The following is a 26,939-nucleotide window of genomic DNA, read 5'->3' as shown; positions in this document are numbered from 1 at the left end:
TCGGCCGCGGCCGACGCGCTCAGTCGTCGAGCGCGGGCCCGCACACCGCCGCGGCCGTGGCGGCCAGGTGGTCCAGCCCGCGGACCTCGACCAGCGGCCGGGTGTCGTCGACGACCGTCCAGCAGCCGTCCACGACCTCGTAGTCCGCGCGGGTGCCGTGCGCCAGGTACGAGGTCAGCGCGGCGATGAGCCGGTCCACGTACTCGCTGGTGCTGCCGACGCCGACGGACGCCCGGATGGCGCCCTCGGACGCGCCGAGCCGAGCCAGCAGCGGGTGCGCGCAGAACCGTCCGTCGCGCACCCCGATGCCGTGCTCGGCCGACAGGTACGCCGCAACCAGGCCCGGGTTGTGGCCCGCGACCGTGAACGTCACGACGCCGACCGGGTCGGTGGAGTCCGTCCAGATCCGCACGACGTCGACGCCGTCGATCGCGTCCAGGCCCTCGACGAGCCGGGTGCGCAATGCCTGCTCGTGCTCCTCGAGTGCACCTGCGGGCAACGACGCGAGCGTCTCGCAGGCCTGCGCCAGGGCGATCGCGCCGAGCACGTTGGGTGACCCGGCCTCATGGCGGGCGGGTGCCGGCTGCCACACGGTCCGGTCAGTGCGCACGTCCCGCACGGCACCGCCGCCGGCCAGGTACGGCACCCCCGTGTCGAGCCAGTCGCGGCGACCGACGAGCGCCCCCGCACCGAACGGCGCGTACGTCTTGTGCCCGGAGAACGCCACGTAGTCGGCACCCGTCGCCGCCAGCGAGAACCCGCGGTGCGGCACCAGCTGCGCACCGTCGACGACCACGCGGGCCCCGGCGGCGTGCGCCAGCTCGACGACCTGCTCGACGGGCAGGGCCTCCCCTGTCACGTTCGAGGCGCCCGTGACGGCGACCAGCGCGTACGGCAGTCGCGCCAGCTCGTCGCGCAGCGCGGCCAGTGTGCCGGCGACGGTCGGCTCGATCGGCAAGATCGTCACGGTCCGACCCGTGGCCGACCCGGCGGCACCGCCCGGCGAGACCCAGGGCAGCAGGTTCGCGTGGTGCTCGATGTCCAGCACCAGCACCCGCCCGCCGGTCGGCACCACGCCTGCGAGCAGGTTCAGCGAGTCGGTGGTGTTGCGCGTGATGACGGCGACGTCGTCCTCGCGGGCCCCCACGAACGCGGCGATGGCCTGCCGGGACGACTCGTACAGCGCCGTCGACACCTGCGAGAGGTACCCGGCGCCGCGGTGCACCGACGCGTACAGCGGCAGCACCTCGGCCACCCGGGCCGTCACCGACTCCAGCGAGGGCGCGCTGGCCGCGTAGTCGAGGTTGGCGTACACGCGGCTGGTGCCGTCGACGAGCGGCACGGTGGTGCTGCCGCCTGTGACGGGCAGCAACGGGAACCGCACATCACCGGCGGGTGCGGGAGCCAGAGCGACGCCCGTGGCCTCGTCGGCACAGGTGAACAGGTCGGTGAGCGTGGTCATGGCAAGCCTCCGGGACGGACCGGGGACCACAGGGGTGCCCCGCGCTTGCCGTCCACCGGGCGGAGGACGGCCAGGTCGTCACCCGGGGCACCCCACCGCGGAAGGAGGGTTGCCGGCCAGCAAGCCGGGGCTACGCGCTGGCACTCGTGACCTGCGTCGAGGATCAGGGCCACCGCGGGACCGTGTCAACGCGTGGCGGTATGCGGTCTCACGATCTGGGCCCGGCACCGCCGGCCGATCCGGGCACAGCGCGACGGAACACCGCAGCACGGACAGTGGTTGAATGTTGCACCACAGACAGGAGCAGCCATGACCCTCGAGCTCGGCATCGACACGTTCGGCGACGTCACCAACGACCCCGACGGGCGCCCCCTCAGCCAGGCGCAGGTGCTGCGGAACGTCGTCGAGCAGGGTGTGCTCGCCGACCGCGTCGGCTTGGACGCCATCGGCCTGGGCGAGCACCACCGGGACGACTTCGCGATCTCCAGCCCCGAGGTGCTGCTCGGCGCGATCGCCGCCCGCACCGACCGCATCCGCCTCGGCTCGGCGGTCACCGTGCTGTCGTCCGACGACCCCATCCGGGTCTTCCAGCGCTACTCCACGCTCGACGCGATCTCGCAGGGCCGCGCCGAGATCACGGTCGGCCGAGGGTCGTTCACCGAGTCGTTCGGCCTGTTCGGGCTGCCCCTGACCGCGTACGAGCAGCTGTTCGAGGAGAAGCTCGACCTGTTCGCGCACCTGCTGCGCGGCGGTCCGGTGACGTGGTCGGGCGAGACCCGACCGCCCCTGACCGAGCAGTCGGTGTACCCGCCGCTCGAGCACGCGCCGCTGCGCACCTGGGTCGGCGTCGGCGGCAGCCCGGAGTCCGTCATCCGCACGGCCCGGCACGGCCTGCACCTCATGCTCGCGATCATCGGCGGCGACCCGGCGCGGTTCCGCCCGTACGTCGAGCTGTACCAGCGGGCGCAGACCGAGCTCGGCACCGGCCCGGGCCTGGTCGGGCAGCACTCCCCCGGGCACATCGCCGAGACCGACGAGCTCGCGCTCGAGCAGGTGTGGCCGCACTACCAGCAGTACGTCGGACGCATCGGCCGCGAGCGCGGCTGGCCGCCGCCCACCCGTGCGTCGTTCGAGGACGCCGCCGGGCCGGAAGGTGCGCTGTTCATCGGGTCCCCGCAGACCGTCGCGGCCAAGATCGTCCGCTCGGTGCGGATCCTCGGACTGGACCGGTTCGACCTGAAGATCTCCCAGGGCGCGCTCGCGCACGAGCTCACGATGCGGGCGATCGAGCTGTACGGCACCGAGGTCGCCCCGCTCGTGCGGGCCGCGCTCACCGAGGACGGTGCCGTCGCAGAGGGCTGAGGCGCCCGTCGTGAGATGACGCGTTGACACCATCGCGCACAGGCGTAGCATCCCCGGCAACCATCCAGAGCGGCTGAGAGATCTGGCTCGACGACGCCGCAGCAACCCGCAGGTCCCGGTCCGCCGGGCACTGGCCGAGGGTGCTACCGCCAGGACCGATGGAGGAACGCATGAGCGCGCACCCTGACGCCCGACCCGCGCCCGGCTACGCCGGAGACCTCACCCCGCAGCAGGCGTGGGACCTGCTCGCCGCCGACCCGGACGCGATCCTGGTCGACGTGCGCACCGACGCCGAGTGGCGCTACGTCGGGGTGCCCGACCTGCGCAGGCTCGACCGGCAGGCCGCGCTCGTCGAGTGGGTGTCGTACCCCTCGGGTCAGCCCAACCCGCAGTTCCTCACCCAGGTCGCCGCGACCGGCGCCGCCCCGGGCGACGGGCGTGCGCTGGTGTTCCTCTGCCGCTCCGGGCAGCGATCGGTCGGCGCCGCGCAGGCCGCGACCGCCGCCGGGTTCGGCCCGGCGTACAACGTGCTCGAGGGCTTCGAGGGCGCCACGGGCGACGACGGTCACCGCGGCCACGAGGGCTGGCGCGCCGCAGGGCTGCCCTGGGTCCAGCCGTGACAGCGCCCGACCCGGAGACCCGCCGGACACCCGGCCCGGGCGACTGGGACACGCGTCGCGTCGACCGCAGCACCCTGCGCCCGGACACGTTGGCCGTCCGCGGCGGTCTCGTGCGCAGCGAGTTCCACGAGATGTCCGAGGGCCTGTTCCTCACGCAGGGCTACGTGTACGGCTCGGCCGCCGAGGCCGAGGCCGCGTTCGGCGGGGACGTCGACCGGTTCCTGTACTCCCGGTACGGCAACCCGACGGTGTCCACGTTCGAGGAGCGTCTGCGCCTCATCGAGGGCGCCGAGGCCGCGTACGCCACCGCCTCGGGTATGTCGGCGGTGTTCACCGCCCTCGCCGCACTGGTCCGCTCCGGCTCGCGCATCGTCGCAGCCCGCGCCTTGTTCGGCTCGTCCGTGGTGATCTTCGACGAGATCCTCGCCGGGTGGGGGGTCCGCACCGACTACGTCGACGGGCACGAGCTCGCGCAGTGGGAGGCCGCGCTGGCCACACCCGCCGACGTCGTGTTCTTCGAGACGCCGTCCAACCCCATGCAGGACCTGGTCGACATCGCTGCCGTGTCCCGCCTCGCGCACGCCGCCGGGGCCACGGTCGTCGTCGACAACGTGTTCGCCACCCCGGTGCTGTCCCGGCCGCTGCCGCTCGGCGCGGACGTCGTCGTCTACTCCGCCACCAAGCACATCGACGGGCAGGGGCGCGTGCTCGGCGGTGCGATCCTCGGCACGGACGAGTTCGTGCACGGGCCGGTGCAGACGCTCATCCGCAACACCGGGCCGTCGCTGTCGCCGTTCAACGCCTGGGTGTTGCTCAAGGGCCTGGAGACGATGTCGCTGCGTGTGCGCCACCAGACGGCCTCGGCCCTGACCTTGGCCGGCTGGTTGGAGCAGCATCCCGCGGTCGAGTCGGTGCGTTACCCGTACCTGCCCTCACACCCGCAGCACCAACTGGCGCTGACCCAGCAGGACGGTGGCGGCACGGTCGTCACGTTCACGCTGCGCACGCCCGACGGCGCGGACGACGAGGTCGCGAAGGCCTCGACGTTCGCCGTGCTCGACGCGCTGCGGCTCGTGGACATCTCGAACAACCTCGGCGACGCCAAGTCGATCGTCACGCACCCGGCCACGACCACGCACCGCAAGCTCGGCCCCGACGGGCGCGCGAAGGTCGGTATCGGCGAGGCGACCGTGCGGTTCTCCGTCGGCCTCGAGGACCCGGCCGACCTGCAGGACGACCTGGCGCAGGCCCTCGACCGGCTGGTCTGACGCTCCTAGCACCGCCCGCCGGTGCGTACGTCAGCGCGTGCTGACGAGGTAGAGGACGCCGAACACGATCGCGGCCACCCCGGCGACGATCGCGAAGACGGCCCGCCCGCGGCCGTGGCCACCCGACCGCGCACGGACCATCGCCCACCAGCCCAGGCCGATGGCCACCGGCCCGAGCACCCAGATGAACAACGCGAAGATCCCGACGTAGCCGGCGACGACCGACTGCCACGACCGGCCCACCGGGACCATCCAGTGGAGCGCGTCACCCGGCCCGACGTCCGAGGCGGGAGCCACCACCTGGGCATGCCCGGGCCAGGGCACCGCGCCGGGCCCCGGGGCCGGCAAGGGCGCCAGGTGTGCCGTCCAGCCCGACCCGTCGAACCACCGCAGGGCCCCGGGGGTGACGCCGTCCGGGTACCACCCGGGTGCAGGCATGCTCATGGGGGTGAGTTCGGCACTCACCCGGGTGAACTTGATGCCCCGTGAGAGGCATCTGCCCCGCTAGGCACCCCGCGAGCACAGCCGCCGCCACGACCCCGAGCCGTGCGGCTCAGTCGCGCACGAGCCCGCCGTGGTACCGCAGCTCGTACAGCAGCACGCCGTCGCGGCTGATCTGCTCCAGACCCGTGAAGTGGGTGACGTCACCCTCGCTGGCGTCCTGGTAGACGTGGTCCTGCACGGTGTGCGTGAACCCGCCCAGGAACCGACCCTCGGCGTACATCGCGGTCAGGGCCGCGCGGATCACGAACCCCGTGTGCGCGGCGTCGATGAGGTCGGGTCGGACCAGGTAGCCGTAGTAGTTCATCGCCCAGACCGGCTCACCCTCGAACGAGACCAGCTCCTGCCCGAGGAAGTCCGAGCCACCGACGTAGCTGTCCAGGTACGCGAACGCTCCGTCGGTGAACGCCAGGTCGTGCGAACCGGTGCGCGACGACTCGACCGGCTCGCCGCCCCCGACGTACGTGCGCGACTTGGCGCGCACGACGAAGGCCTCCAGCGCGGCGACGTCCAGCACCCCTGCGACCTGCTCGGACATGTGCACCTCTCCGCGTCCGCACCCTGCGCCCGCGGCAGGACCCTACGACCGACCGCCCACAACCGCAGCCGCCGCAGCGCCCGGCTCAGCCGACGCGCCGGCGGCGCAGCACCAGCAGCCCGGCGCCGAGCAGCACCCACGCGGCAGCCATGACCCCGACCGCCCCGACGCCGTCGGCACCGGTGGCCGCCAGGGCCAGCGTCCGCTCCTCGATGCGCAGGATCGTGCCGTCCTCGGCGAGCTGGAACGGCAGGACGAACTGCGCGGGCGCGCCGTCGAGCGCCGTGCCGACCGCGATCAGCCGGTGTGCGCCGCCCTCGAGGCCGGCGGGGAGCACCCCGGTGACGACCGCCGTGCCGTCCGCACCGACGATCGCGGTGCCGATGACCTGCGGGGTCGAGTGCACCTCGAGGGTGAGGACGGTCCCGGGGAGCAGCCCGGTGCCACGCGCGCTGACGGGGGCCCCCTCGGCGAGCTCGCCGAGCTGACGGTCCAGGGTCGCCTCGACCTCGCTGTCCGGCCCGATGGCCGTGATCGAGGCCGTGGCCTCAGCCGGCAGGGTCACCTCGTCGCCCGCGGCCGAGGCCGTCACGACGCACAGCCCCGTGCCGACCGCGGTCAGCCTGCCCGTGTCATCGACGAGGCACGCCCCGGCGACCGAGAACGTGACCGGCAGGCCGAACTCAGAGCGTGCATCGACCGTGGACGCCTCCCCGCCGAAGACCGGCACGGCGAGCGGCGCGATCGTCACCGTCTGCGAGCGCTTGGCGATCGCACCGGTCCGCACCACGGACGACGCCGGCCCGGTGAGCTCGTCGCCCGCCTGCGTGGCGGTCACCGTGCACGGGCCGACACCGGTGACGGCCAACAGCCCGTCGGTGACGGTGCACGACCCCTCGGCGGAGAACGTCACGGGCAGCCCGACGCTGGACGAGCCGACCAAGGCCACCGGGGACTGCCCGTAGACGAGCGCCGGCAGCGCGCCGAACGTGACGGCCTGACCGCGGCGGGCCACGTCGACGGTCTGCGTGGCCTGCGCGGACTCGGTCTGCGAGTCACCGACCTGCGTGGCCGTGACCTCGCAGGGCCCGACACCCGTCAGGTGCAGCGACCCGTCGGAGACGGCGCAGGCACCAGAGGCGGCGAACGTGACGGGCAGCTCGGAGGACGCCGAGGCGTGCAGCACCGTGGGGGTCCCCGCGTAGGCGAGGCCGGTCGGCAGTGCGTCGAACGTGACGGTCTGCGGGCGCTTGGCGATGCTCACGCTGCCCGATGCCGACGACCCGTCGATCACGTTCGTGCCGCCGTAGGAGGCCGCGAGGCTCACGGTGCCCACGGGATCGGTCCGGTCCTCGACCGTCGCGACGCCGTCGACCAGGGCAAGACCCGCGTGCACGACGCCACCGACGGTCACGTCGACCGTGCCCGTGGCGGCCGCGCCGCCCGCGCCGACCGTGACACGCACGTCGTACGGCTGGCCGCTGACGGGCGTGACCGGGTCGGTGGTGATGACCGTGGTCGAGACCGCCTTCGGCACGATGGACGTGACGGGGGCGGACGGGTCGGACGCGCCGATGACGTTGCTGGCCGTGACGCGGAACGTGTAGCTGACCCCGTTGGTCAGCCCGGTCACGTGCCTCGACTGCTGCGGGGGCGTGCCGCTGGTGGAGCCGCACACGGTCTCCTCGCCGCCCTCGGGGGTGCAGAGCACCGTGTACGAGGTGACGCCTCCGGCCACGTCGGCGGGTGCCGACCAGGACACGTCGGCGCTCGCGTCACCGAACGTGGCCTGCACGTCCAGCGGCGGCGTCGGCACCCGGGTGGCGAACGTCAGCGTCGCGCTGCCGCGGGAGGTCGACCGGTAGCCGCCCATGCCGATCTGGTAGGTCGTCCCGGCCTGGAGGTTCACCGTCAGCGATGCGTCCAGCCCGTAGAAGTCGTCGTTGTGCGCGACGAGCGAGCCGCCGGTCCACACCTCGAGCGTGTTGTCCCACCCTGCCGGGCTGATCGAGGTCGCGCGGATGAAGACGCGCACCGCCTGCGCCGGGGTGTACGAGAACCAGGTGACGTTGTTCCAGGTGCCCGTCGTGCCCGCCGCGGCGGTGACGCCCTCGTTGGTCGCCACGAACGAGGAGTCCAGGTCGGCCACGGGCAACGGGACCACCTCACCGCGGGTCGCACCACCGGCCGTCGCCGCCGTCGCGCTCGCAGGGACCGGTGAGCCCATCACCAGGGCGAGCACCGTCACCGCGAGCGCACCGACGGCACGCCAGAGGTGGGCCACCCGTCGCGTCGAGGTCGCGCCGCCCAGGCCCGGTGCGGGCGCGGACGAGATGGGCTTGCCAGGGGTTCCGGATGCGGTCATGCCAGGGGCTCCAACGGCGTCGGGTGTCTCGATGTCGAGGCACCTATCGAGCGCCAGCACCTGCCGATGAGGAGAACCCCGAGCGACAACGAGGACGAACGTCCCTGGGTAGGTGCCTCCACCTGCCTGAGCAGCAGGTCAGGGCGCCTCAGCCACGCGGGAACGCCCCGGGAGCCCCGTCGGGTCAGCCGACGAGCGCGTGCAGCACCGAGGTGAAGAACCGCAGCCCGTCCGTGCCGGTGCGCGGACCCTTCGGCCCGTCCGGGCCGAACCCCGCCTCGACCGCGTGCTCCGGGTGCGGCATCAGCCCGACGACGTTGCCCGCCGCGTTCGTGATGCCCGCGATGCCGCGGCGCGACCCGTTCGGGTTCCAGCCCTCGTAGCGGAACACCACGCGGCCCTCACCCTCGAGCTCGTCGAGCGTGCGCTCGTCGGCCACGTACTGGCCGTCCTGGTTCTTCAGCGGGATGGTGATCGTCTCGCCGAGCGTGTAGTCGCGCGTCCAGGCCGTGTCGACGTTCTGCACCGAGAGCACCTGCTCACGGCAGATGAAGTGCAGGTGGTCGTTCTTGATCATCGACCCGGGCAGCAGGTGCGCCTCGGTGAGCACCTGGAACCCGTTGCAGATGCCCAGCACCGGCAGGCCCTTGCCCGCCGCGTCGACGATCTCGCCCATGACGGGCGCGAACCGGCTGATGGCGCCCGCGCGCAGGTAGTCGCCGTAGGAGAAGCCGCCGGGCAGCACCACGGCGTCCACGCCGTGCAGGTCGGCGTCGGCGTGCCACAGCGGCACCGCCTCCGCGCCTGCGAGCCGCACCGCACGTGCCGCGTCCCGGTCGTCCAGCGTCCCGGGGAAGGTGACGACGCCGATGCGGGTCATCAGGCCGTGACCTCGTCCTCGTAGACCGCGACGACGTCCTCGATCACGGGGTTGGACAGCACCTGCTCACCGGCGGCGCGGGCCGCGGCCAGCACCTCGTCGGTCACCGGCCCCTCGACCTCGAGCTCGAACCGCTTGCCCTGACGCACCGACGTGAACTGGGCGAACCCCAGCCGCGGCAGCGCGCCGGCGACGGCCTTGCCCTGCGGGTCGAGGATCTCGGGCTTCGGCATGACGTCGACGACGACTCGTCCCACGAGGTGGCTCCTGTGTGTGTTCGCGCGGTGGTGGGGGTCGCGGCGAGTCTACCGACCACCCGGACCCAGTCAGCCCGGTGTCCGGCGGATGGTTACGGACCTGCCACCGACGACCCGACCGGATCAGGCGGGTCCGGGGGAACCCGGTGCGAGCTCGGCGGAGGTCACCACGACGGCCGGCACCAGACCAGGGACCCACCCGTCCACCTGGGGTGACCGGGACCGGACCGAGGCGCGCCATACGTCCGCACCGGCGACGTCCCGAAGCTCGGGTCGCCCACGCACCAGGAGCGACGCGGCGATCGCGCCAGGCGCGAGAAGGCAGCACGCGGCGGTGGCGGGCGTCGACACGAGCACGAGGTGCCCGGAAGCCTCCGCGATCGCCCACCCACCGGCGAAGGCGGCGATGATGGCCGCCCCCGTGCGGTGCCGCCACCCCGCGTACACCAGCCAGCGGCTCGGCTGGTCCGGTCCGGGGAGGTGGCGCAGCAGCCGTCGTCGGACGAGGGGCACCAGCGCGAGCCCGAGGAGAAGCGCGGCCACGACGACGAGCAGTTCGGTCCGCATGCCGTCGACGGGCCCACCCTCGACGTTCACACAGGCTGCACCGCAACCGGTGGCCACGAGCCGGCGGTGCGCACGGCCGGCCGCAACCGCACCGGCGACCGCGCCGAGACCCAGCACCCCGGCGACCAGCGGGAGGATGCCCACGGCCTGAACGCGCGTGCGGTACACCCAGCCGGTGATCAGCGACTGCGCGTCCGGCGCCTCACCGGGTTGCAGCGACAGGTGCCGACGGACGGACTCCCGGCGCCGGTGACCACCGAGGAGCACCCAGGACACCACCACGATCCCGGTGGTCATCATCACGAGACCTGTGAGGCCGTCGTCCCTGAACGCCAGGTACCCCATGAACGCGAAGTACGGCGACAGGGCGCGCACGTGCAGGAGTCCGCCGGCGAGGTCGTCGCGCACCCACGCGCGGTGCTGCGCGGGCAGCCGCTGGTCGAGCAGCCGATAGCCCAGCCACGGCAGCGGCGGCGGGTGCTCACGCCACCGGGTGGCCCAGCCGGACCGCACCAGCCCGAGCCCCGAGCGCAGGTCGAGCCTCCGCGCGCCGGGCTCGGCCAGGTCGGCGAGGACCGCCGTCACCTCGGCCGCGCGCGCTGCGCGCCACCGCCGCGGGTAGGCCCGCAACCACCGGCTGACGGACCGCTCGAACCGCGGGTCGACGCCCTGTGCGCCGTTGCCGGTCGTCGTGCACGGCGACGTGTCCGTCGCCCCTTCGCTCGTCGCGCCGGTCATCCTGCGGATCCGAGCACCCAGCCGGGTCCGGCGGGTTCGTCCTGCGTTGCGGTCCACAGGTCTGCCTCGGTCGAAGCCGCCCGGTACGCCCCGACGAGGCCTTCGGTGAGCGAGTCGAGCGCGGGGGTGCGACCGGTGAGCGCGACACGCCGGACGTCGACGACCGTCACGTCGTGCGCCCCGCGCACCACCCACGCGGCAGCCGCCACGGGCACGAGCAGGAGCAAGCACAGGGGCCCGGCGTACGGTGCCAGCACCATCGGCCACTCCCCCACCGCTTCCAGGCACGCCTCGCCCACGACGAGGGCGACCACCGCAGCTGCCCCGGCGGTGTTCGCGGTGCTGGGGCGCACGAGGCGTCGGGACGGCTGGGCCGGGGCGTGCGGCAGCTCGCGCAGCAGCCGGCGGACGACCACGAGCGCAAGCACCGCACCGACGACCAGGGCCGCCGTCACCGCAACGGCCAGGTCGGTGGACGCCGCACGGATGCTCGCGGCGGCGCCCCAGCCGAGTGCGCCGATCGCGAGCGCCCCGGCCGAGCAGACGAGCACCGGTGCGGCGACCCAGCGGTCGCGCAACGTGCTCACGCGGATCAGACCCCACTGCCCGGGGGCGTCGTACGGGCTCGCCTGCAGGGCCCGTTTCGCTGCGGTGCGCCGCGCCCGGGTGTCCCTCAGCCCGACGACCGCCCCGACCAGCAGGAGGTAGCCGATGACGATCCCCGGGTGGTAGACACCGAAGGCCACCAGGTAGCCGAGCATGGCGATGAAGAACCAGATGCGCCACAGGTTGTCCCGCAGCGGGAACAGCGTGCCCTCGATGTCGTCGCGCACCCACGGGCGGTAGCGCGGTGCCGGGACGGACACCTGCCACCGGTACCCGACCTGCACCCAGATCGGCGGCCGTTCACGCCACCGGGTCGCCCATCCGCTGCGCAGCAGCCCCAGGGCGGAGCGCAGGTCGAGCCGCGTCGCCCCAGGTGCGGCCAGATCCGCCAGTACCGCGGTGAGCTCGGCGGCCCGCGCGACCCGCCACCGCCGCGGGTAGGCCCGCAGCCACCGGCCGACGGACCGCTCGAACCGGGGGTCTACCTCGGCGGCGGTCGGCGACGCCTCGGTGCCGGTCACCGGGCCGGTCATCGTGCCGCTCCCAGCACCCACCCGGGGCCGGCCGGTCGGCCCTGCTGGGCGGCCAGCAGCTCGGCGTCGGACGACCCGGCCCGGTAGGCGCCCACCAGTCCCTCGGTGAGCGCGTCGACGGCGGGCGGGCGGCCGGTGAGGGCGACCCGCCGGACGTCGACGAGCGTGACGTCAGGCTCCATGGCGCGCACGACCCACGCGGCCGCGGCGACGGGCACCAGGAGCAGCAGGCACAGGGGACCTGCGAGCGGGGCGAGCGCCATGGGCCACCGACCGACGGCCTCGAGCCAGGCCTCACCGGCGACCAGGGCACCGAGCGCCGCAGCTCCGACCGCCATGCCGGTGGTCGGGCGGACCACGTACCGGGAGGGCTGCGCCGGGCGGTCCGGCAGCTCACGACGCAGGCGCCCGAGGGTCAGGAGCCCGAGCGGCACAGCGACGGCCAGCACACCCAGCATCACGACGAGGAGGGTGAACGTCGACATCCCCCAGACCGACACCGCGCACCGGTCCGCTGCCGTGGCCGCGGTACCCGTCACGCACGCGGTCGTCCGCAGGGACCGCGCCAGCGCCGCCGCGTTCCAGCCGAGCGCGCCGACCGCGAGCAGACCGGTCGTCCAGCGCAGGACCGGCCGGGCGGTCCAACGGTCGCGCAGCGTGCTCACGCTGATCAGGCCCCACTGCCCCGGCGGGTCGTCCGGGCTCGCCCGCAGCACCCGCTTTGCCGTGGTCCGTCGGCTCCGGGCATCGCCCAGGCCGAGGATCGCGGCGAAGAGCAGGACGTATCCGACGAGGATCTCCGGGCCGTAGTTCCCGAGGTACACCTGCTGGCCCATCATCACGAAGATGAACCAGAGGCGCCACGCCACCTCGCGCACGTGGAAGAGCGGTCCTTCGACGTCGTCCCGCACCCACGCGCGGTAGCGCGCAGCGGGCACGGACAGCTGCCAGCGGTACCCGAAGACGACCCAGATCGGCGGCCGTTCGCGCCACCGGGTTGCCCATCCGCTGCGCAGCAGCCCCAGGGCGGAGCGCAGGTCGAGCCGTCGGGCGCCGGGTGCGGCCAGGTCGGCGAGCACGGCAGTGAGCTCGGCGGCCCGCGCGACGCGCCACCGCCGCGGGTAGGCCCGCAGCCAGAAGCCGACCGACTGTTCGAACCGTGCGTCGATCTCGGGGACCCCGCCGTTCATCAGGCACCTCCGAGCGCGGGTCGCGGGCCGCCGATCGCACCGGGCAGCGCGGGGCGGGCGGGGCGTGCCGCGAGCACCTGCTGCGCGCGGCGTGCGAGCTCGGCGACACGGTCGGTCTCGGCGGCGAGCGCAGCCAGGCCTTCGTCGGTGAGCCGGTAGTACCGGCGCAGGCGGCCGTCGACCACGACCTCACCCGACGCCTCGGCGTACCGGGCCTCGACGAGGCGGTCGAGGATGCCGTAGAGCGTCCCGGCACCCAGGCGGACCCGGTCGGCGGACAGCGACCGGACCTCCTGCACGATGCCGTAGCCGTGCCGCGGCTGGTCAGCGAGCGCGAGCAGCACCAGGTACGTCTGCTCGGTCATCCGGAAGGCCATATCCGATATATATCGTCGAACGACCTATCCGTCCAGCCGCGGCACCCGAGGTCAGGCGCCGGCGGCGACCTTCTCGACGGCCTGCGTGGCCGCCCGCTCCAGGAGCGCCGTGTCGGCGTCGGTCAGACCGGAGGTCATCACCGTGACGACCACATCGCCCACCTGGCTCAGGAGCATCGCCGTCGACCCGGCCGGCTGACCGTCCAGCGACGTCGCGATGACCACGGCCTGCGACCGATCGCCGAGGGTGGCGGTGTCCAGCGCCGTCATCGAGTAGGAGGCGCTGAACATCTCGGGGATCGTCACGGTGTACGTGGCGCACTCCGTCTGGGCCGTGGCCAGCGCGTCGAACGCGGTCGCGTTGTAGTCCTCGCCCGTCGACAGCGTGACGCCGACGAACGTGCCGTCCTCCTGCGTGTACGCGGCGATGGACTGCGCATCCGGCTCGGCTGCGGTGCCCTCCTGGAGCGCCAGGACCTGCTCGCCGCAGGCAGCCGGCTCGTACACGGCACCGTCGGGCAGGAGGGAGGCGGCATCCGTGTCCTCGGCCCCGCTCATGTCGAGCGCGGTCCAGCCCTCACCGAGCTCGGCGGCCGTGAGCTGCAGGGCCGCCAGGCCGGTCTCGTCCAGGGCGACAGCCTCGGACTCCTCGTCCGGAGCGGCGTCGCCGGCCGCCGTCGTCACGAGATCGGTGACGTCAGCGGTCGCGTCCGCACCCCCGGAGCAGGCGGTCAGCAGCGCGAGCACGGCGAGAGGGGCGGTGAGGACGAGGGCACGGCGCATGACGGATCCATCCGATCGGAAGCAGAAGACCCCGCATCCTGTCAGATTTGTCCGATTCGCCCCGCTCTCGTCACCTGTTCGGGGGCCCCTGGCTCACAACGCTCGATGCGTCCACCGCCCGGCGACGAGCGTCCCCGCAACGGGCAGGCCGCGCACCGAACCTGTCGCCGCCAGGCGCTCGGCAGGGGTCTCGTCCAGCACCGCCAGGTCCGCCGGCGCCCCGACCTCCAACCCCAGGGGGAGTCCGTCGACGCTGGAGGCCAGCGCCACGTCGAGCTCGATGGCCTGCTCGGGATGCCACGGTTCGCGCCCCTCGCGTGTGCGGGTCACGGCGGCGTCGATCGCGTCCCACGGGTCCAACGGCGCGACCGGCGCGTCGGAACCGAGCGCGAGCCGCACGCCTGCGCGGTGCAGCGCACCGTAGGCGAACGCTCGGTCGGTGCGCCCCGGCCAGTAGCGGTCGGCCACGTCACGGTCGTCCATCGCATGCTCGGGCTGGATGCCGGCAGCCACGCCGAGCGCCGCGAACCGCTCGACGTCCGCCCAGGTCAGCAGCTGCGCGTGCTCGATCGAGCCCCGCGCGCCGGTCGCCTCGAACGCATCGAGCGCGAGCGTGTTGGCCGCGTCCCCGATCGCGTGGATCGCGCAGGTGATCCCGCGCCGGGTGACCGCGGCCATCAGTCGAACCAGGTGGTCCGTCGGTACGGAGAGCACCCCGTGGGCCGAGCGGCCCAGCAGACCGGGGTACGGCTCGTGGCAGTAGGCCGTCCGGGTGTTGAGAGAGCCGTCGGTGATCACCTTCAGCGGCCCCTGCGTGACGAGCCCACCCGGCGCCACCGGGTCACCGGTCCGCAGCCCCTCGCCGACGACCGTGCCCAGGTACTGCTCCCACACGCCCGCCCGGACACGCACCGCGGGGTCACCCGCCGCGGCCCGCCGGCGCCAGGCCACCACGTTGTCGGCGATCTCCAGGTCGACGACACCGACCACGCCCAGGCTCGCCGCGTGCCGAGCCGCCTCGGCCACCAGGGAGTCGGCGACGTCGTCCTCGACGCGGTCGATCCCGCCCATGATCGGCAGCCACTCGGCCTCGCGCAGCACCCCCGTCGGGTGGGCGCCGGCACCGAGGAAACGCAGGCCCGCGGTCGACGCCCACGCCGCGTGCAGGTCGCCGGAGACCAGCACGACGGGTGTCGCGCCGGCGACGGCGTCCAGCAGCGCGGCCGAGGGCGCGTCGGGCCACAGCCCGTCCCGGAAGCCCTGACCGATCAGCGCCGTCCCGGCGGGCGGCGGGTCTTGTGCGAGCCGGTCGGCGACGAGCCGCACGGCCTGCGCAGCGGATGTGACCCCGGCCAGGTCGAGCCGGTGCCGGGCGAGCGCCCACTGCGTCAGGTGCGTGTGCTGGTCCCACAGGCCCGGCATGACGACACGTCCGTCGAGGTCCACACGCTCGACCCCAGGCGCGTCGAGGTGCCCTGTCGGTGCGATCGCCGCGACGAGGCCGTCGGCCAGCAGGACGTCGACGAGGTCCGGGTCGGTCAGTCGCCGGGCGCGAGCCAGGACCAGGCCGCTCACGCGCCCGCCTCCCGCGTCGGCGCAGGTGCGGCAAGGCAGTCGCTCATGGCGCCATCGAAGCAGCGTCGTGTCACCGGAGTGAGGCGGGCATGTCACCGGCAGATGAGCGATCGGCCGGTGACGGCCCGTGACACGGTTCAGGACAGCTGGTTGATGCGCACCTGGTTGCCCGCCGGGTCGCGGAACGCGCAGTCGCGCAGGCCGTAGGGCTGGTCGGTGGGTTCCTGGACGACCTCGGCGCCGGTGGCCTGGATCTTCTCGAACGCGCCGTCCACGTCGGTGGAGCCGAGCACGATCGTGGCGTAGGTGCCCTTGGCCATCATCTCGGCGATGGTGCGGCGCTCGTCCTCGGTGACGCCGGGGTCGGCGGTCGGCGGGTACAGGACGACGGAGGTCTGCGGCTGGTCCGCCGGTCCGACGGTGATCCAACGCATGTCCCCGTAGCCCACGTCGAGACGCACCTCGAAGCCCAGCGCGTCACGGTAGAAGGCCAGCGACTTCTCGGGGTCGGGGGCCGGCAGGAAGCTGGAGTGGATGGTGAGGTTCATGCCGTTCACGCTAACCACGGCGGACGCGGGCGGCTTCTCGATTCCTGACCGGTCGGGTGGCCTGCTTGACCACGCACGTGGGCAGCCCGGCGACGTCCCCGGCGGCCAGACGGCGGTAGACACTCGGCGAGATCCCGACGAGCTCGGAGAACCGGGTGCTGAACGTGCCCAACGACGAGCAGCCCACCGCGAAGCACACCTCGGTGACGGACAGGTCGCCGCGACGCAGCAGCGTCATGGCCCGTTCGATCCGCCGGGTCATCAGGTAGCTGTACGGCGACTCGCCGTAGGCGGCCTTGAACTCCCGGCTCAGGTGCCCGGCCGACAGGTGGACCCCGCGGGCGAGCGCCTCGACGTCGAGGGGCTGGGCGTACTCGCGGTCGATCCGGTCACGGACGCGCCGCAGCAGCACGAGCTCGCGCAGCCGTGCCTCGTCCTTGCCGCTCATGCGACACAGCCTGCCTCGAACCGCATCAGAGCGACAGGTGACGGCCCGTCAGCCGCTCGTACGCCTCGAGGTACCGGTCGCGCGTGCGCTCGACGACATCGGCCGGCAGTGCCGGTGGCGGGGTGTCGGCCGCACGGTCCCAGCCGGAGGCGGTCGAGGTCAGCCAGTCGCGCACGAACTGCTTGTCGAAGCTGGGCTGCGCCCGGCCGGGCTGCCAGGCGTCGGCCGGCCAGAACCGCGAGGAGTCGGGGGTGAGCACCTCGTCGCCGAGGGTCACCGCACCGGTCGTCGGGTCGGTGCCGAACTCGAGCTTGGTGTCCGCCAGGATCACGCCGCGCTCCCGCGCGATCTGCTCGGCACGGCCGTAGACGGCGAGCGTGAGCTGTCGCAGCGTGCTGGCGGCCGCCTGGCCGATCTGCGCCGCGACCGTCTCGAACGGCACGTTCTCGTCGTGCTCGCCCAGCTCGGCCTTGGTGGCCGGCGTGAAGATCGGCTCGGGCAGCCGCGAGCCGTCGACGAGACCGGCGGGCAGCGCGATGCCGGTGACCTGACCGTTCGTCTGGTACTCGGCCAGACCGGAGCCGGTCAGGTAGCCGCGCACCACGCACTCGACGGGGAACATCTCCAGCCGGCGGCACACCATGGCGCGCCCGGCCACGGCGTCCGGCACGTCGGTCGAGACGACGTGGTTGGGCACCAGGTCCGCGAGCTGCTCGAACCACCACAGGCTCAGCTGCGTGAGCACCACGCCCTTGCCGGGGATGCCCGGGCTCAGCACGTGGTCGTAGGCGGACACGCGGTCGCTGGCGACGACGAGGACCACGTCGCCGTGCGCCTGGACCAGCGCGCGTCCGGCGTCGGAGCCGTCGGGGACGTACAGGTCGCGGACCTTCCCCGAGTAGGTGTGCGCCCAGCCCGGCAGGTCCACCGCATGCGTCATGCGGACATCCTCGCGCACGCGGGCGACCGGCGGCACGGACCGTCAGCTCATGAGCAGGTCGCCCATGGTGATCGGGCCGGGCAGCGGCGCCACGCCGAGCGGGCGCTTGTAGTACGTCCAGGGGAACCAGCCCGCACCGATGCGCTGCCAGCCGTCGCCGGGCCGCAGCGGGTACCAGCCGAGCGCCCGGTGGTGCTCCCACTGCTGGTCGGACTCCTCGACCACGTGGAACAGCGGGCCGTGTGACACGCAGTGCCAGCCGTACCGGCCGGCGCGCTCGAGCACGCGCATCTCGTTGAACGCGCTGAGCGGCGCGAGGGTCATGGTGCAGTGCGGACCGCTCGCGGGGGCCGGCTCCTCGTCGCGGCGACCGTAGCGCTGCTGGGCGGCCTGCCGGGTCATGCCGAGGACCGCGCCGACCTGCTCCCAGGTGCAGCCGGCGGAGCGGGCCGAGCCGATCGCGGCACGCAGCAGCACGTCGGTCTCGGCGTGGGCGGCCAGCGCGAGGCGCACCAGGTCGAGGTGCGCGGCTGGGTCGTCCTCGAGCCGGGCGGCGAGCGTCGGCTCGGCCGCGTCGAGCGCGGCGGCGAGGTGGTCACGCAGGGTGAGCGGCGTCCCCGGTTCGGTCATGCGTCAACTGTGGCTTGACAGCGTCCGAACTGTCAAGCATTCGTTGACGCGGCGGCGTGCACCTCAGAGCATGTCGTCCGTGTCGAGACCCTCCGGCACAGGGAGACCGACGAGTCGCACCAGCCGTTCCACGGTCTCCTCGACGAACGTGTCCTGCGGTTCCTCCACGTGCTCCTCGGCCAGCAGCCGCCGCACGTGCTTGGCCTCGACGTCCACCGCCCCCACCAGCAGCGCCCACTCGGCGAACGCCTCCGCCTCGGCGGCCAGGTCCACCGGCGCGCTCTCGGCCGGGTCGTCGAAGTAGTCGCGCGGCTGGAAGCCCAGGTAGAACCGCCCCAGGCCGTCCGGCGCAGGGCTGTAGTCGACCGTCGCGATGTCGCTGTCACGCAACGTCACGCTCAGGCTCGGGACGTCGTCGGCCTTCCCGCCCCACGCGCCGCCGCCGTACACGAACGTCTCGATGCTGCCCATGACGTCACTCCCCGTCGGCCGCGAGCGCGGCGATGTCCGTGCGGTGGTGCGAACCGGGCAGAGCGATGCGCGCCACCCCGGCGTACGCGGCGGAGCGTGCGGCCGTCAGGTCCGCACCGGTGCCCACCACGGAGAGCACCCGCCCCCCGGCGGCCACCAGCTGCGGCGTGCCCGCCGCGTCGACGGCCAGGGCGGTCCCCGCGTGCAGTACGTGCACGTCCGGGAGCTGCTCGGCGTCCTCGATGCCGGTGATCGGGTCACCCGAGCGCACGTCGGCCGGGTACCCGTGCGCGGCGACGACGACCGTCACGGCCGCGTCCTCGCGCCACTGCAAGGGCGGCAGCGCCGCCAGCGTGCCCGTCGCGGAGGCCATCAGCACCCCGGCCAGCGGCGTCGCGAGCCGGGCCAGCACCACCTGCGTCTCCGGGTCGCCGAACCGCGCGTTGAACTCCACGACGCGCATGCCCTTCGAGGTCATCGCGAGGCCGCAGTACAGGACGCCCGAGAACGGTGTGCCCCGCCGGGCCATCTCGGCGACGGTCGGCCGCGCGACGGTCTCGACGACCTCCTCGACCAGCCCGGCGGGCGCCCACGGCAGCGGCGAGTACGCGCCCATGCCACCCGTGTTGGGGCCGGCGTCGCCGTCGTACGCGCGCTTGAAGTCCTGCGCGGGGACCAACGGCACCACGTCCGTGCCGTCGCACAGCACGAACAGCGACACCTCGGGGCCGTCCAGGTAGTCCTCGATGACGATCCGGCCACCGGGCTTGTCCAGGCATGCGGCCGCGTGCGCCAGGGCCTCGGCGCGGTCGGACGTCACCACGACGCCCTTGCCGGCCGCCAGCCCGTCGTCCTTGACCACGTACGGCGCACCGAACGCGTCCAGGCCGGCCTCCGCCTCGGCGAGGGTCGTCGCGACACGCGGCTCGGCGGTCGGAACGCCCGCGGCGGCCATGACCTCCTTGGCGAACGCCTTCGACCCCTCCAGGCGCGCCCCGGCGGCCGACGGGCCGAACACCGGGATGCCCGCCGCACGCACCGCGTCCCCGACACCGGCGACCAGCGGCGCCTCGGGGCCGACGACCACCAGGTCGACGCCGAGCGACGTGGCCAACGTGGCGACCGCCCCACCGTCGAGCTGGTCGACCTCGTGCAGCGTGGCCAGCGCGCCGATGCCCGGGTTGCCCGGGGCGGCGTGCAGGGCGGTGACCGCCGAGTCGAGGGACAGCGCACGCACCAGCGCGTGCTCACGGGCACCGGTGCCGACGACGAGGATCTTCACGGCCGCGAGCCTACCGAGCGCCCCGGGCGCGGGCGCGGACGTCCGCGCCCGCGCACCGACCCGTCAGGCCGCGCCCAGCCGTGCCCGCAGGTCGGCCAGCTGGGCCGCCAGCTGCTCGGGCAGCCGGTCGCCGAACCGCGCGAAGAACTCCTCCGTCAGGTCGCACTCCTGCGCCCAGGCCGTCGCGTCGACCGCGAACAGCTCGGCCACGTCCTGCTCGCTCAGACCCAGGCCGTCGAGCTCGAGCGCCCCCGGGGCCGGCAGCAGGCCCAGCGGCGACTCCACCGCGCGCACATCGGGGTCCGCAGCGGCCACCTGGGTCAGCGCCCAGGCCAGCACGCGCGAGTTCTCGCCGAACCCGGGCCACAGGTACCGGCCGTCCGCGCCCTTGCGGAACCAGTTGACGCCGAACACCGCGGGCAGCGACACACCCCGCGCACGCAACGACTCGCCCAGTGCCAGCCAGTGCGCCCAGTGGTCGGCCATGTTGTAGCCGCAGAACGGCAGCATGGCGAACGGGTCACGCCGCAGCACCCCGACCGGCCCTTCGGCGGCGGCCGTCTGCTCGGAGGCAACCGTGGCCCCCAGGAACACCCCGTGCGCCCAGTCGCGGGCCTGCAGCACCAGCGGCACGTTGGTGGCGCGGCGCCCGCCGAACAGGATCGCGTCGACCGGGACGCCCTCGGGCGAGTCCCACGAGTCGGCGATGCTCGGGCACTGCTCGGCGGCAACCGTGAACCGGCTGTTGGGGTGCGCGGCGGGCCGGCCGCAGCCCGGCGTCCACGACTCTCCCCGCCAGTCGGTCAGGTGCGCGGGCGGCTCGTCAGTCAGCCCCTCCCACCACACGTCGCCGTCGTCGGTCAGGGCGACGTTCGTGAAGATCACGTCGTGCGTGAGGGTGGCGATCGCGGCCGGGTTGGTCGTCGGCCCGGTGCCCGGCGCGACACCGAAGAACCCGGCCTCCGGGTTGATGGCCCGCAACCGCCGGTCGGTGCCCGGTCCGCCCGGGCGCAGCCAGGCGATGTCGTCGCCGATGGTCTCGACCGTCCAGCCCGGGATCGTCGGGCGCAGCATCGCCAGGTTCGTCTTGCCGCACGCCGACGGGAACGCCGCGACCACGTGCTGCACCCGACCCTGCGGGCTGGTCACCTTCAGCACCAGCATGTGCTCGGCGAGCCATCCCTCGTCGCGGGCCATCACCGAGGCGATGCGCAGCGCAAAGCACTTCTTGCCCAGCAGCGCATTCCCGCCGTACCCGGAGCCGAACGACCAGATCTCGCGGCTCTCCGGGAAGTGCGCGATGTACTTCGTGGGGTGGCACGGCCACGGCACGTCGGCACGCCGCTCCCCGGCGGCGTCGACCAACGGCATGCCGACCGAGTGCACCGCGGGCACGAACCGACCGTCGGTGCCGAGCTCGTCGAGCACCCCGGTGCCCGCCCGGGTCATGGTCAGCATCGAGACGACCACGTACGGCGAGTCGGTGACCTCCACCCCGATCTGCGAGATCGGCCCGCCCAACGGACCCATCGAGAACGGGACGACGTACATGGTGCGACCCCGCATGGACCCGGCGAACACACCCTCCAGCTCGGCACGCATCACCGACGGGTCACGCCAGTTGTTCGTCGGACCGGCGTCCTGCGGGTCGACCGAGCAGATGAACGTGCGGTCCTCGACGCGCGCCACGTCGTCAGGGTGCGAACGCGCCAGGTACGAGCCAGGCCGCAGCACGGGGTCGAGCGCGATGAGGGTGCCGGTCTGCACCATCTGGTCGAGCAGCTCCTGCCGCTGCGTGCCCGAACCGTCGACCCACACCACCTCGTCGGGCTCGGTGAGCGTGGCGATCGTGCGCACCCACGCCATGAGCCGCGCGTGCCGCGCTCCCCCGGGCGGCGCCGGGACCGCGGCCCGGCGGGCGGACCAGCCCCGGGTCGCGGGGGCGAGGAACGGGTCGACGAGCGTCATGGTGGCCTCCGGTCTCACGCCGTACGGCGAGCGGTGCGGGCGGGCAGTGCGGCGAACGCTGCGGCAGACGCGCCTGCCGCGCCGCCACCCCCACCGTGGACCGCAGACGCGCTCCCACACCCGAGGGAGACCCGGCAAGAACCGCGGTTCTTCCGCCCAGCCCAAGAACGCGGCCACGCACCGCGCCGCATCGCACGCACAGGAGCCCCGGACGCTCGTCGGCATCCGGGGCTCCTGACAGCTGCTACCTCCGCGGCAGCATGCGCTCAGCTGAGCAGGTCGTGCCGCACGATCGTGGCCTCACGGCCCGGGCCGACACCGATCGACGAGATGCGCACGCCCGAGATCTCCTCGAGCCGCAGCACGTACCGCTGCGCGGCGTCGGGCAGGTCGGAGAACTCGCGCGCCCCGGAGATGTCCTCGGTCCAGCCGTCCAGGTACTCGAAGATCGGCGTGGCGTGGTGGAAGTCGGACTGGTCGAGCGGCATCTCGTCGATGCGCCGCCCGTCGACCTCGTACGCCACGGCGACGGGGATCTTCTCCTTGCCGGTCAGCACGTCCATCTTGGTGAGCACCAGGTCGGTGAGGCCGTTCACGCGGGCCGCGTAGCGGACCACGACGGCGTCGTACCAGCCGCAGCGGCGCGGGCGGCCCGTGGTGGTGCCGAACTCGCCACCGGTCTGCCGCAGCCACTCGCCGTCGTCGTCGAACAGCTCGGTGGGGAACGGGCCCTCGCCGACGCGCGTCGTGTACGCCTTGGCGACGGCGACCACGCGGTCGATGCGGGTCGGGCCGACGCCCGAACCGGTGCACGCGCCGCCGGCAGTGGCCGAGGACGACGTCACGAACGGGTAGGTGCCGTGGTCGACGTCGAGCATGGTGGCCTGACCGGCCTCGAACACGACGGTCTTGCCGGCGTCGAGCGCGTCGTTGAGCACCAGGGGCGTGTCGGCCACGTGCGGGCGCAGCCGTTCGGCGTAGCGCAGCAGCTCCTCGAGGGTCTCCTCGACCGTGATCGCCCGGCGGTTGTAGACCTTCACCAGCAGGTGGTTCTTCTGGTCGAGGGCGCCCTCGATCTTCTGCCGCAGGATCTTCTCGTCGAACAGGTCCTGGATGCGGATGCCGATGCGGTTGATCTTGTCGGCGTAGGTCGGGCCGATGCCGCGACCGGTGGTGCCGATGCGGCGCTTGCCCAGGAACCGCTCGGTGACCTTGTCGACCGTCCGGTTGTACGGGGCGATGACGTGCGCCGCGGAGCTGACCAGCAGCTTCGAGGTGTCCACGCCGCGGGCCTCGAGCGCGTCGATCTCCTGGAACAGGACCTCGAGGTCGATGACCACGCCGTTGCCGATCACCGGGACGACGCCCGGCGAGAGGATGCCCGACGGCAGCAGGTGCAGCGCGTACTTGTCACCGTTGATGACGACCGTGTGGCCGGCGTTGTTGCCGCCGTTGAACTTCACCACGTAGTCGGTACGCGCGCCGAGCTGGTCGGTCGCCTTGCCCTTGCCCTCGTCGCCCCACTGGGCACCGAGCACCACGACGGCCGGCATGTGATCACCACTCCTCGCCTGCCTGCGGACGGGTCCGCGGCAGGTGGCCCGGCGCGCGTCGGCGCCGGGAGGCAGGGACCCGGGCACACGGGCGGCAGGAGGCCCGGTACCTCCGAGAGCCTACCGGAGGGGTAAAGACCGGGTCAGCGAAGGTCCGCGACCTCGACCGCGGACGTGCCCGAGTCGGTGAGGAACTGCGCGCAGCGCTCCGCCTCGTCGCCCTCGCCGATGGCCTCCGCGGCCTCCGCGAGCGCCAGCAGCGCACGCAGGAACCCCTGGTTCGGCTCGTGGTCCGCGGGGATCGGTCCGCGGCCGCGCCACCCGGCACGCCGCAGAGCGTCCAGCCCCCGGTGGTAGCCGGTGCGGGCGAACGCGTACGCGGCCACCGGGTCGCCGTCGTCCCCCAGGGCGTGCTCGGCGAGCAGGGCCCAGACCAGCGACGACGCGGGTTCGGCGGCCGCCGCCTCCCGCAGCGTGGAGCCGTGCCGCAGCGCCGCGCGGGCCCCGGCGTCCGGACCGTCGGCGGGCAGCAACGTCGGCGCCGGGCCGTCCAGCAGGTTCTCGTGGCTCATGCGCCCAGTGTCCACCCGGCAGCCGTCGTCCACAGGTGCACGGGGCAGCGCGTGCACGTGCGCGGGCCTCGGGCTACAGTCGAACGAACGACCAGTTCACCTGCGTGAACCGGTTCGTGTCGGAACCCGACCCGCTCCGCCCGGCCCCCACCGGGCGACCTGCGGGTCTCGTGCCGTCGAGCACCGAGCGCATGAAACCCCCGGCCGGACCCCCCGCGAAGCGGTGACCCATGATCGAGATCTCGACCTCGCCGACCACGACCACCGTCGTGCTCACCGGCGACCTCGACCTGGCGGAACGCGAGCAGTTCCCCGGTGTCGCCGCACGGATCGTCGGGCTGCGCCGACAGCTCCTCGTGCTCGACATGTGTCGCGTGACCTTCATGGACTCCACCGGGGCCGCGTTCCTCATCTCGCTGGCCGACGCCGGGCGCAAGCGCGGAGGTGCCACGGTGCTGCGCGGCGCCGACCCGCGCGACCTGTTCGTGCTCGAGGTGTGCGGGGCCATGGACCTGTTCCGCATCGACGAGTCGCACCACTGCCGCCCCGACACGCCGGGGCGCGGGTTCCGCCGCCCCAACCTGGCGCCCGCACCCGTCTGACCGGGTCGCGCGGCCGCGCCCTCCGGACCCGGCAGGGGCTCGCAGGTCGGCGCAGCTCAGCCCTGCTCGTGCGAGGGCAACGACCCGGGCCGGATCTTCGCCCACACGAGCTTGCCGCCCCGCGACTGCCGCCACCCCCAGTCGGACAGGCGCGCGACGATCTGCATGCCGAACCCGCCCACCCGGCCGGGGTGCCCGTCGGTGGTCACCGGCGGCGCCGGGTTCGCGTCCTCGACCTCGATGCGCAGGCCGTCACCCGTGTCGTACAGCTGCAGCGTGACGTGACCCCAGCCGTGCAGCACGGCGTTGGCGACCAGCTCGGAGACGACCAGCTCGGCGTTCGCGGCATCCCCGATCCCCCACGCCTCGCAGGTGCGCACCACGGCGTGCCGGGCACGCGCGATCGAGGCCGCCTCGCTCGGCAACGACCACCGCCGCCGCCGCGGGCTGCGCACCCGGGCCAGCACGTCGCTCGGGTCGGGGATCCGCACCACGACCACGGCGACGTCGTCCTCGGTGTGGTCGGCGAGCCGGGACAGCAGCTCCTCGCCGATCCCTGCCGCGTCGCGCGCGGTCACGGCGGCGGCCACGCGACCGAGCGCGTCCAACCCGTCGCGCAGGCCGCGGTCACGCCGTTCGATCAGGCCGTCCGTGTAGTAGATGAGCACGTCACCGAGCTGCAGCCGCACCTCGCTGGTCGGCCGGGCCTCACGCCCGAAGCCGATCAGGCCACCACCGGCACCATCGAGCTCGCTCACGGCACCGTCGCGCACCAGCAGCGCGGGCAGGTGACCCGCCCGGGAGTACGCCAGCGACCACCCGTCCGCGGACCGGGTCAGCGTCGACAGCACCAGGCTCGCCGACCGCGGCACGCGCATGCCCAGGAGCAGCTGGTCGACCCGGTCGAGCACCGGGCCGGGCACCGCCGTGTCGAACAGGTACGAGCGGACCACCGAGCGCAGCTGACCCATCGCCGCGGCGGCCTCCACGTCGTGCCCGACCACGTCACCGATGACGACCCCGACGACGTCCGGCGACATCTGCAGCACGTCGTACCAGTCGCCGCCGACCTGCGCGTTCGCGGAGTTCGGCGCGTAGTACGTCCACACGTCGAGCCCGTCGACCTCCGCCTGCTCGGGCAGCATCGCGCGCTGCAGCGCCTCGGCCAGCCGGTGCTCGCGCTCGTACAGCCGCACGTTGTCGAGCACCGTGCCGACCCGCCGGGCGACCAGCTCGAGGACGGTCATCTGCCCGTCCTCCAGCGCGGGCCGTCCCCCGCCGCCGTGCGGTTGCACCACCAGCAGCCCGCTGACCTGACGGCGGCCCGTGATGGGCAGCACCACGACGCGGCGGTCCACCGGGCGGGCCAGCGGCACGCCGTCGGCACCCACGGCGGGGTCGCCGGGGTGCGGACCGGCGTGCGCGGCCAACCACGCCGACGGGCTACCCGGCAGGTGCTCGGCGTCCAGGTCGATCTCGACGGGACGGTCGTGCTGCCCGTCGAGCATCCGCTGCACGGGGTCCTTCTCCGCGCCGTCCGGGACCACGGCGGTGTGGCGGGTGGTGCGCAGGTGCGCGTGCGGGTGGGGGTCCGCGCCCTCCACGGGGCGCAGGCCCCCGTCGGCCAGGTAGAAGCCGGCCCAGCCGACCAGCGACTGGCGCAGCAGCGAGGCGATCTCGCGCAGCGCGCGCGGGTCGTCCAGGTCCATCAGCAGGTCGGACACCTGGGCGACGAGCGCCAGGCTGCGCCGTTCGCGGCGCTCCTCGGCGACGGCGGCCTCCTGCGCGGCCTCGTGCGTGCGCTGCTCGGTGAGGTCCTGCAGCACGGCCACCCAGTGGGTGACGGGCCCGCCGTCGGTGCTGCTCACCGGGCTGACGATGACGCGGCACCACAGCAGCGAGCCGTCGGCACGGCGCACGGGCAGCACCCGACCGCACGGGGTTCCCGGCCGCAGGGCCAGGTCGAGCTCGGCGGGGCGGGAGGCGGGCGTCACGTCCGGCATGGCCAGACCGTCGGCGACGGGCAGCAGCAGACCGTAGCCGTGCACGTCCGCGGCGGTGCGACCGGTGACCCGTGTGAACGCCTCGTTCACCCAGATCGCGGCGAGCAACGGGTCGGCACCGTCCAGCAGGGCCACGGGCGCGTCGGTCGCCTGCAGTGCTCGGTCACGGACCTGTGAGATGGTCTGCACGGAGGAGTCGTGGCGTGGGGAGTTGACCTCCACCACCTCCGATCGTCTAGCGTGCCCAGCAGGCGATACGTGCAGGTTGCGTACTTCTCCCCGCGTGACTCGTCCGGAAGG

The 26,939-nt window shown here is 73.6% G+C and carries 26 protein-coding genes and 2 riboswitches; of the genes, 4 read left to right on the top strand and 22 right to left on the bottom strand.

Annotation, left to right across the window (positions count from 1 at the left end; all coding sequences use genetic code 11):
• Positions 1-19: 19 nt before the first annotated feature.
• Positions 20-1,462, bottom strand: a complete 1,443-nt coding sequence (locus tag ACTHAM_RS03145; RefSeq protein ID WP_440684313.1) for an aminotransferase class V-fold PLP-dependent enzyme — start codon at positions 1,460-1,462, stop codon at positions 20-22.
• A 36-nt stretch (positions 1,463-1,498) separates the two neighbouring features.
• Positions 1,499-1,614, bottom strand: a riboswitch (SAM riboswitch).
• A gap of 157 nt (positions 1,615-1,771) precedes the next feature.
• Between ACTHAM_RS03145 and ACTHAM_RS03140 the strand changes: the two genes are divergently transcribed.
• The 3 genes from ACTHAM_RS03140 (at position 1,772) to ACTHAM_RS03130 (ending at position 4,712) form a co-directional block, all read left to right on the top strand.
• Positions 1,772-2,824: an LLM class flavin-dependent oxidoreductase gene (locus ACTHAM_RS03140; protein ID WP_440684312.1), complete on the top strand. Its 1,053-nt coding sequence runs from the start codon at positions 1,772-1,774 to the stop codon at positions 2,822-2,824.
• 57 nt (positions 2,825-2,881) lie between these two features.
• A riboswitch (SAM riboswitch) is annotated at positions 2,882-2,989 on the top strand.
• Between the two features lie 5 nt (positions 2,990-2,994).
• Positions 2,995-3,444, top strand: a complete 450-nt coding sequence (locus tag ACTHAM_RS03135) for a rhodanese-like domain-containing protein (RefSeq protein ID WP_440684311.1) — start codon at positions 2,995-2,997, stop codon at positions 3,442-3,444.
• Positions 3,441-4,712, top strand: a complete 1,272-nt coding sequence (locus ACTHAM_RS03130; protein WP_440684310.1) for an O-succinylhomoserine sulfhydrylase — start codon at positions 3,441-3,443, stop codon at positions 4,710-4,712. The genes ACTHAM_RS03135 and ACTHAM_RS03130 overlap by 4 nt, the downstream gene beginning before the upstream one ends.
• 30 nt (positions 4,713-4,742) lie before the next feature.
• On the opposite strand, the gene ACTHAM_RS03125 is transcribed toward ACTHAM_RS03130, so the two are convergent.
• The 20 genes from ACTHAM_RS03125 to ACTHAM_RS03030 all read right to left on the bottom strand — a co-directional run bounded on the left by ACTHAM_RS03125 (position 4,743) and on the right by ACTHAM_RS03030 (position 24,034).
• Positions 4,743-5,156: a DUF2510 domain-containing protein gene (locus ACTHAM_RS03125; RefSeq protein ID WP_440684309.1), complete on the bottom strand. Its 414-nt coding sequence runs from the start codon at positions 5,154-5,156 to the stop codon at positions 4,743-4,745.
• Between the two features lie 109 nt (positions 5,157-5,265).
• On the bottom strand, positions 5,266-5,751 hold the full coding sequence (locus ACTHAM_RS03120) for a DUF5680 domain-containing protein (RefSeq protein WP_440684308.1): 486 nt from the start codon (positions 5,749-5,751) through the stop codon (positions 5,266-5,268).
• An 85-nt stretch (positions 5,752-5,836) separates the two neighbouring features.
• The gene (locus tag ACTHAM_RS03115; RefSeq protein WP_440684307.1) at positions 5,837-8,116 is read right to left on the bottom strand and encodes a fibronectin type III domain-containing protein; all 2,280 of its coding nucleotides are present in this window, start codon (positions 8,114-8,116) and stop codon (positions 5,837-5,839) included.
• Positions 8,117-8,300: 184 nt separating this feature from the next.
• Positions 8,301-8,996 carry a phosphoribosylformylglycinamidine synthase subunit PurQ gene (purQ, locus tag ACTHAM_RS03110; protein ID WP_440684306.1) on the bottom strand — a complete coding sequence of 232 codons (696 nt, stop codon included), beginning with the start codon at positions 8,994-8,996 and terminating at the stop codon, positions 8,301-8,303.
• The gene (gene purS, locus ACTHAM_RS03105; RefSeq protein WP_440684305.1) at positions 8,996-9,253 is read right to left on the bottom strand and encodes a phosphoribosylformylglycinamidine synthase subunit PurS; all 258 of its coding nucleotides are present in this window, start codon (positions 9,251-9,253) and stop codon (positions 8,996-8,998) included. The genes purQ and purS overlap by 1 nt, the downstream gene beginning before the upstream one ends.
• 123 nt (positions 9,254-9,376) lie before the next feature.
• On the bottom strand, positions 9,377-10,558 hold the full coding sequence (locus ACTHAM_RS03100) for a hypothetical protein (protein WP_440684304.1): 1,182 nt from the start codon (positions 10,556-10,558) through the stop codon (positions 9,377-9,379).
• Complete coding sequence (locus ACTHAM_RS03095) at positions 10,555-11,697, bottom strand: hypothetical protein (RefSeq protein ID WP_440684303.1); 1,143 nt, start codon at positions 11,695-11,697, stop codon at positions 10,555-10,557. Before ACTHAM_RS03095 ends, ACTHAM_RS03100 begins: the two co-directional genes overlap by 4 nt.
• On the bottom strand, positions 11,694-12,887 hold the full coding sequence (locus ACTHAM_RS03090; protein WP_440684302.1) for a hypothetical protein: 1,194 nt from the start codon (positions 12,885-12,887) through the stop codon (positions 11,694-11,696). Before ACTHAM_RS03090 ends, ACTHAM_RS03095 begins: the two co-directional genes overlap by 4 nt.
• Positions 12,887-13,252 carry a PadR family transcriptional regulator gene (locus tag ACTHAM_RS03085; protein WP_440684301.1) on the bottom strand — a complete coding sequence of 122 codons (366 nt, stop codon included), beginning with the start codon at positions 13,250-13,252 and terminating at the stop codon, positions 12,887-12,889. The genes ACTHAM_RS03090 and ACTHAM_RS03085 overlap by 1 nt, the downstream gene beginning before the upstream one ends.
• Positions 13,253-13,315: 63 nt before the next feature.
• The gene (locus ACTHAM_RS03080) at positions 13,316-14,047 is read right to left on the bottom strand and encodes a hypothetical protein (protein WP_440684300.1); all 732 of its coding nucleotides are present in this window, start codon (positions 14,045-14,047) and stop codon (positions 13,316-13,318) included.
• Between the two features lie 93 nt (positions 14,048-14,140).
• A complete protein-coding gene (locus ACTHAM_RS03075) occupies positions 14,141-15,622 on the bottom strand; it encodes an amidohydrolase (RefSeq protein WP_440684299.1) in 1,482 nt (493 codons plus the stop codon).
• 137 nt (positions 15,623-15,759) lie between these two features.
• Positions 15,760-16,170: a VOC family protein gene (locus ACTHAM_RS03070; protein WP_440684298.1), complete on the bottom strand. Its 411-nt coding sequence runs from the start codon at positions 16,168-16,170 to the stop codon at positions 15,760-15,762.
• A gap of 10 nt (positions 16,171-16,180) precedes the next feature.
• On the bottom strand, positions 16,181-16,618 hold the full coding sequence (locus tag ACTHAM_RS03065; protein ID WP_440684297.1) for a helix-turn-helix transcriptional regulator: 438 nt from the start codon (positions 16,616-16,618) through the stop codon (positions 16,181-16,183).
• A 25-nt stretch (positions 16,619-16,643) separates the two neighbouring features.
• Complete coding sequence (locus ACTHAM_RS03060) at positions 16,644-17,558, bottom strand: phosphoribosylaminoimidazolesuccinocarboxamide synthase (protein WP_440684296.1); 915 nt, start codon at positions 17,556-17,558, stop codon at positions 16,644-16,646.
• Between the two features lie 42 nt (positions 17,559-17,600).
• Positions 17,601-18,188, bottom strand: a complete 588-nt coding sequence (locus ACTHAM_RS03055; RefSeq protein ID WP_440684295.1) for a hypothetical protein — start codon at positions 18,186-18,188, stop codon at positions 17,601-17,603.
• A gap of 63 nt (positions 18,189-18,251) precedes the next feature.
• Positions 18,252-18,659 carry a hypothetical protein gene (locus ACTHAM_RS03050; protein ID WP_440684294.1) on the bottom strand — a complete coding sequence of 136 codons (408 nt, stop codon included), beginning with the start codon at positions 18,657-18,659 and terminating at the stop codon, positions 18,252-18,254.
• 4 nt (positions 18,660-18,663) lie between these two features.
• A complete protein-coding gene (purD, locus tag ACTHAM_RS03045; RefSeq protein ID WP_440684293.1) occupies positions 18,664-19,941 on the bottom strand; it encodes a phosphoribosylamine--glycine ligase in 1,278 nt (425 codons plus the stop codon).
• Between the two features lie 63 nt (positions 19,942-20,004).
• Complete coding sequence (locus tag ACTHAM_RS03040) at positions 20,005-21,909, bottom strand: phosphoenolpyruvate carboxykinase (GTP) (protein WP_440684292.1); 1,905 nt, start codon at positions 21,907-21,909, stop codon at positions 20,005-20,007.
• A gap of 266 nt (positions 21,910-22,175) precedes the next feature.
• Entirely contained in the window at positions 22,176-23,462 is a 1,287-nt protein-coding gene (locus ACTHAM_RS03035; RefSeq protein WP_440684291.1) for an adenylosuccinate synthase, read from the bottom strand.
• A gap of 143 nt (positions 23,463-23,605) precedes the next feature.
• Entirely contained in the window at positions 23,606-24,034 is a 429-nt protein-coding gene (locus ACTHAM_RS03030) for a DUF3151 domain-containing protein (RefSeq protein WP_440684290.1), read from the bottom strand.
• 230 nt (positions 24,035-24,264) lie between these two features.
• Here ACTHAM_RS03030 and ACTHAM_RS03025 point away from each other — a divergent pair, with 230 nt between their 5' ends.
• Positions 24,265-24,636 carry an STAS domain-containing protein gene (locus ACTHAM_RS03025; protein WP_440684289.1) on the top strand — a complete coding sequence of 124 codons (372 nt, stop codon included), beginning with the start codon at positions 24,265-24,267 and terminating at the stop codon, positions 24,634-24,636.
• 56 nt (positions 24,637-24,692) lie between these two features.
• Here ACTHAM_RS03025 and ACTHAM_RS03020 read toward each other — a convergent pair whose 3' ends face one another.
• A complete protein-coding gene (locus ACTHAM_RS03020; protein ID WP_440684288.1) occupies positions 24,693-26,828 on the bottom strand; it encodes a SpoIIE family protein phosphatase in 2,136 nt (711 codons plus the stop codon).
• Between the last annotated feature and the right edge of the window lie 111 nt (positions 26,829-26,939).

Source organism: Cellulomonas soli, from assembly GCF_052036975.1.
GTDB lineage: Bacteria > Actinomycetota > Actinomycetes > Actinomycetales > Cellulomonadaceae > Cellulomonas > Cellulomonas soli_A.
This window is presented reverse-complemented; position numbering and strand designations above follow the sequence as displayed.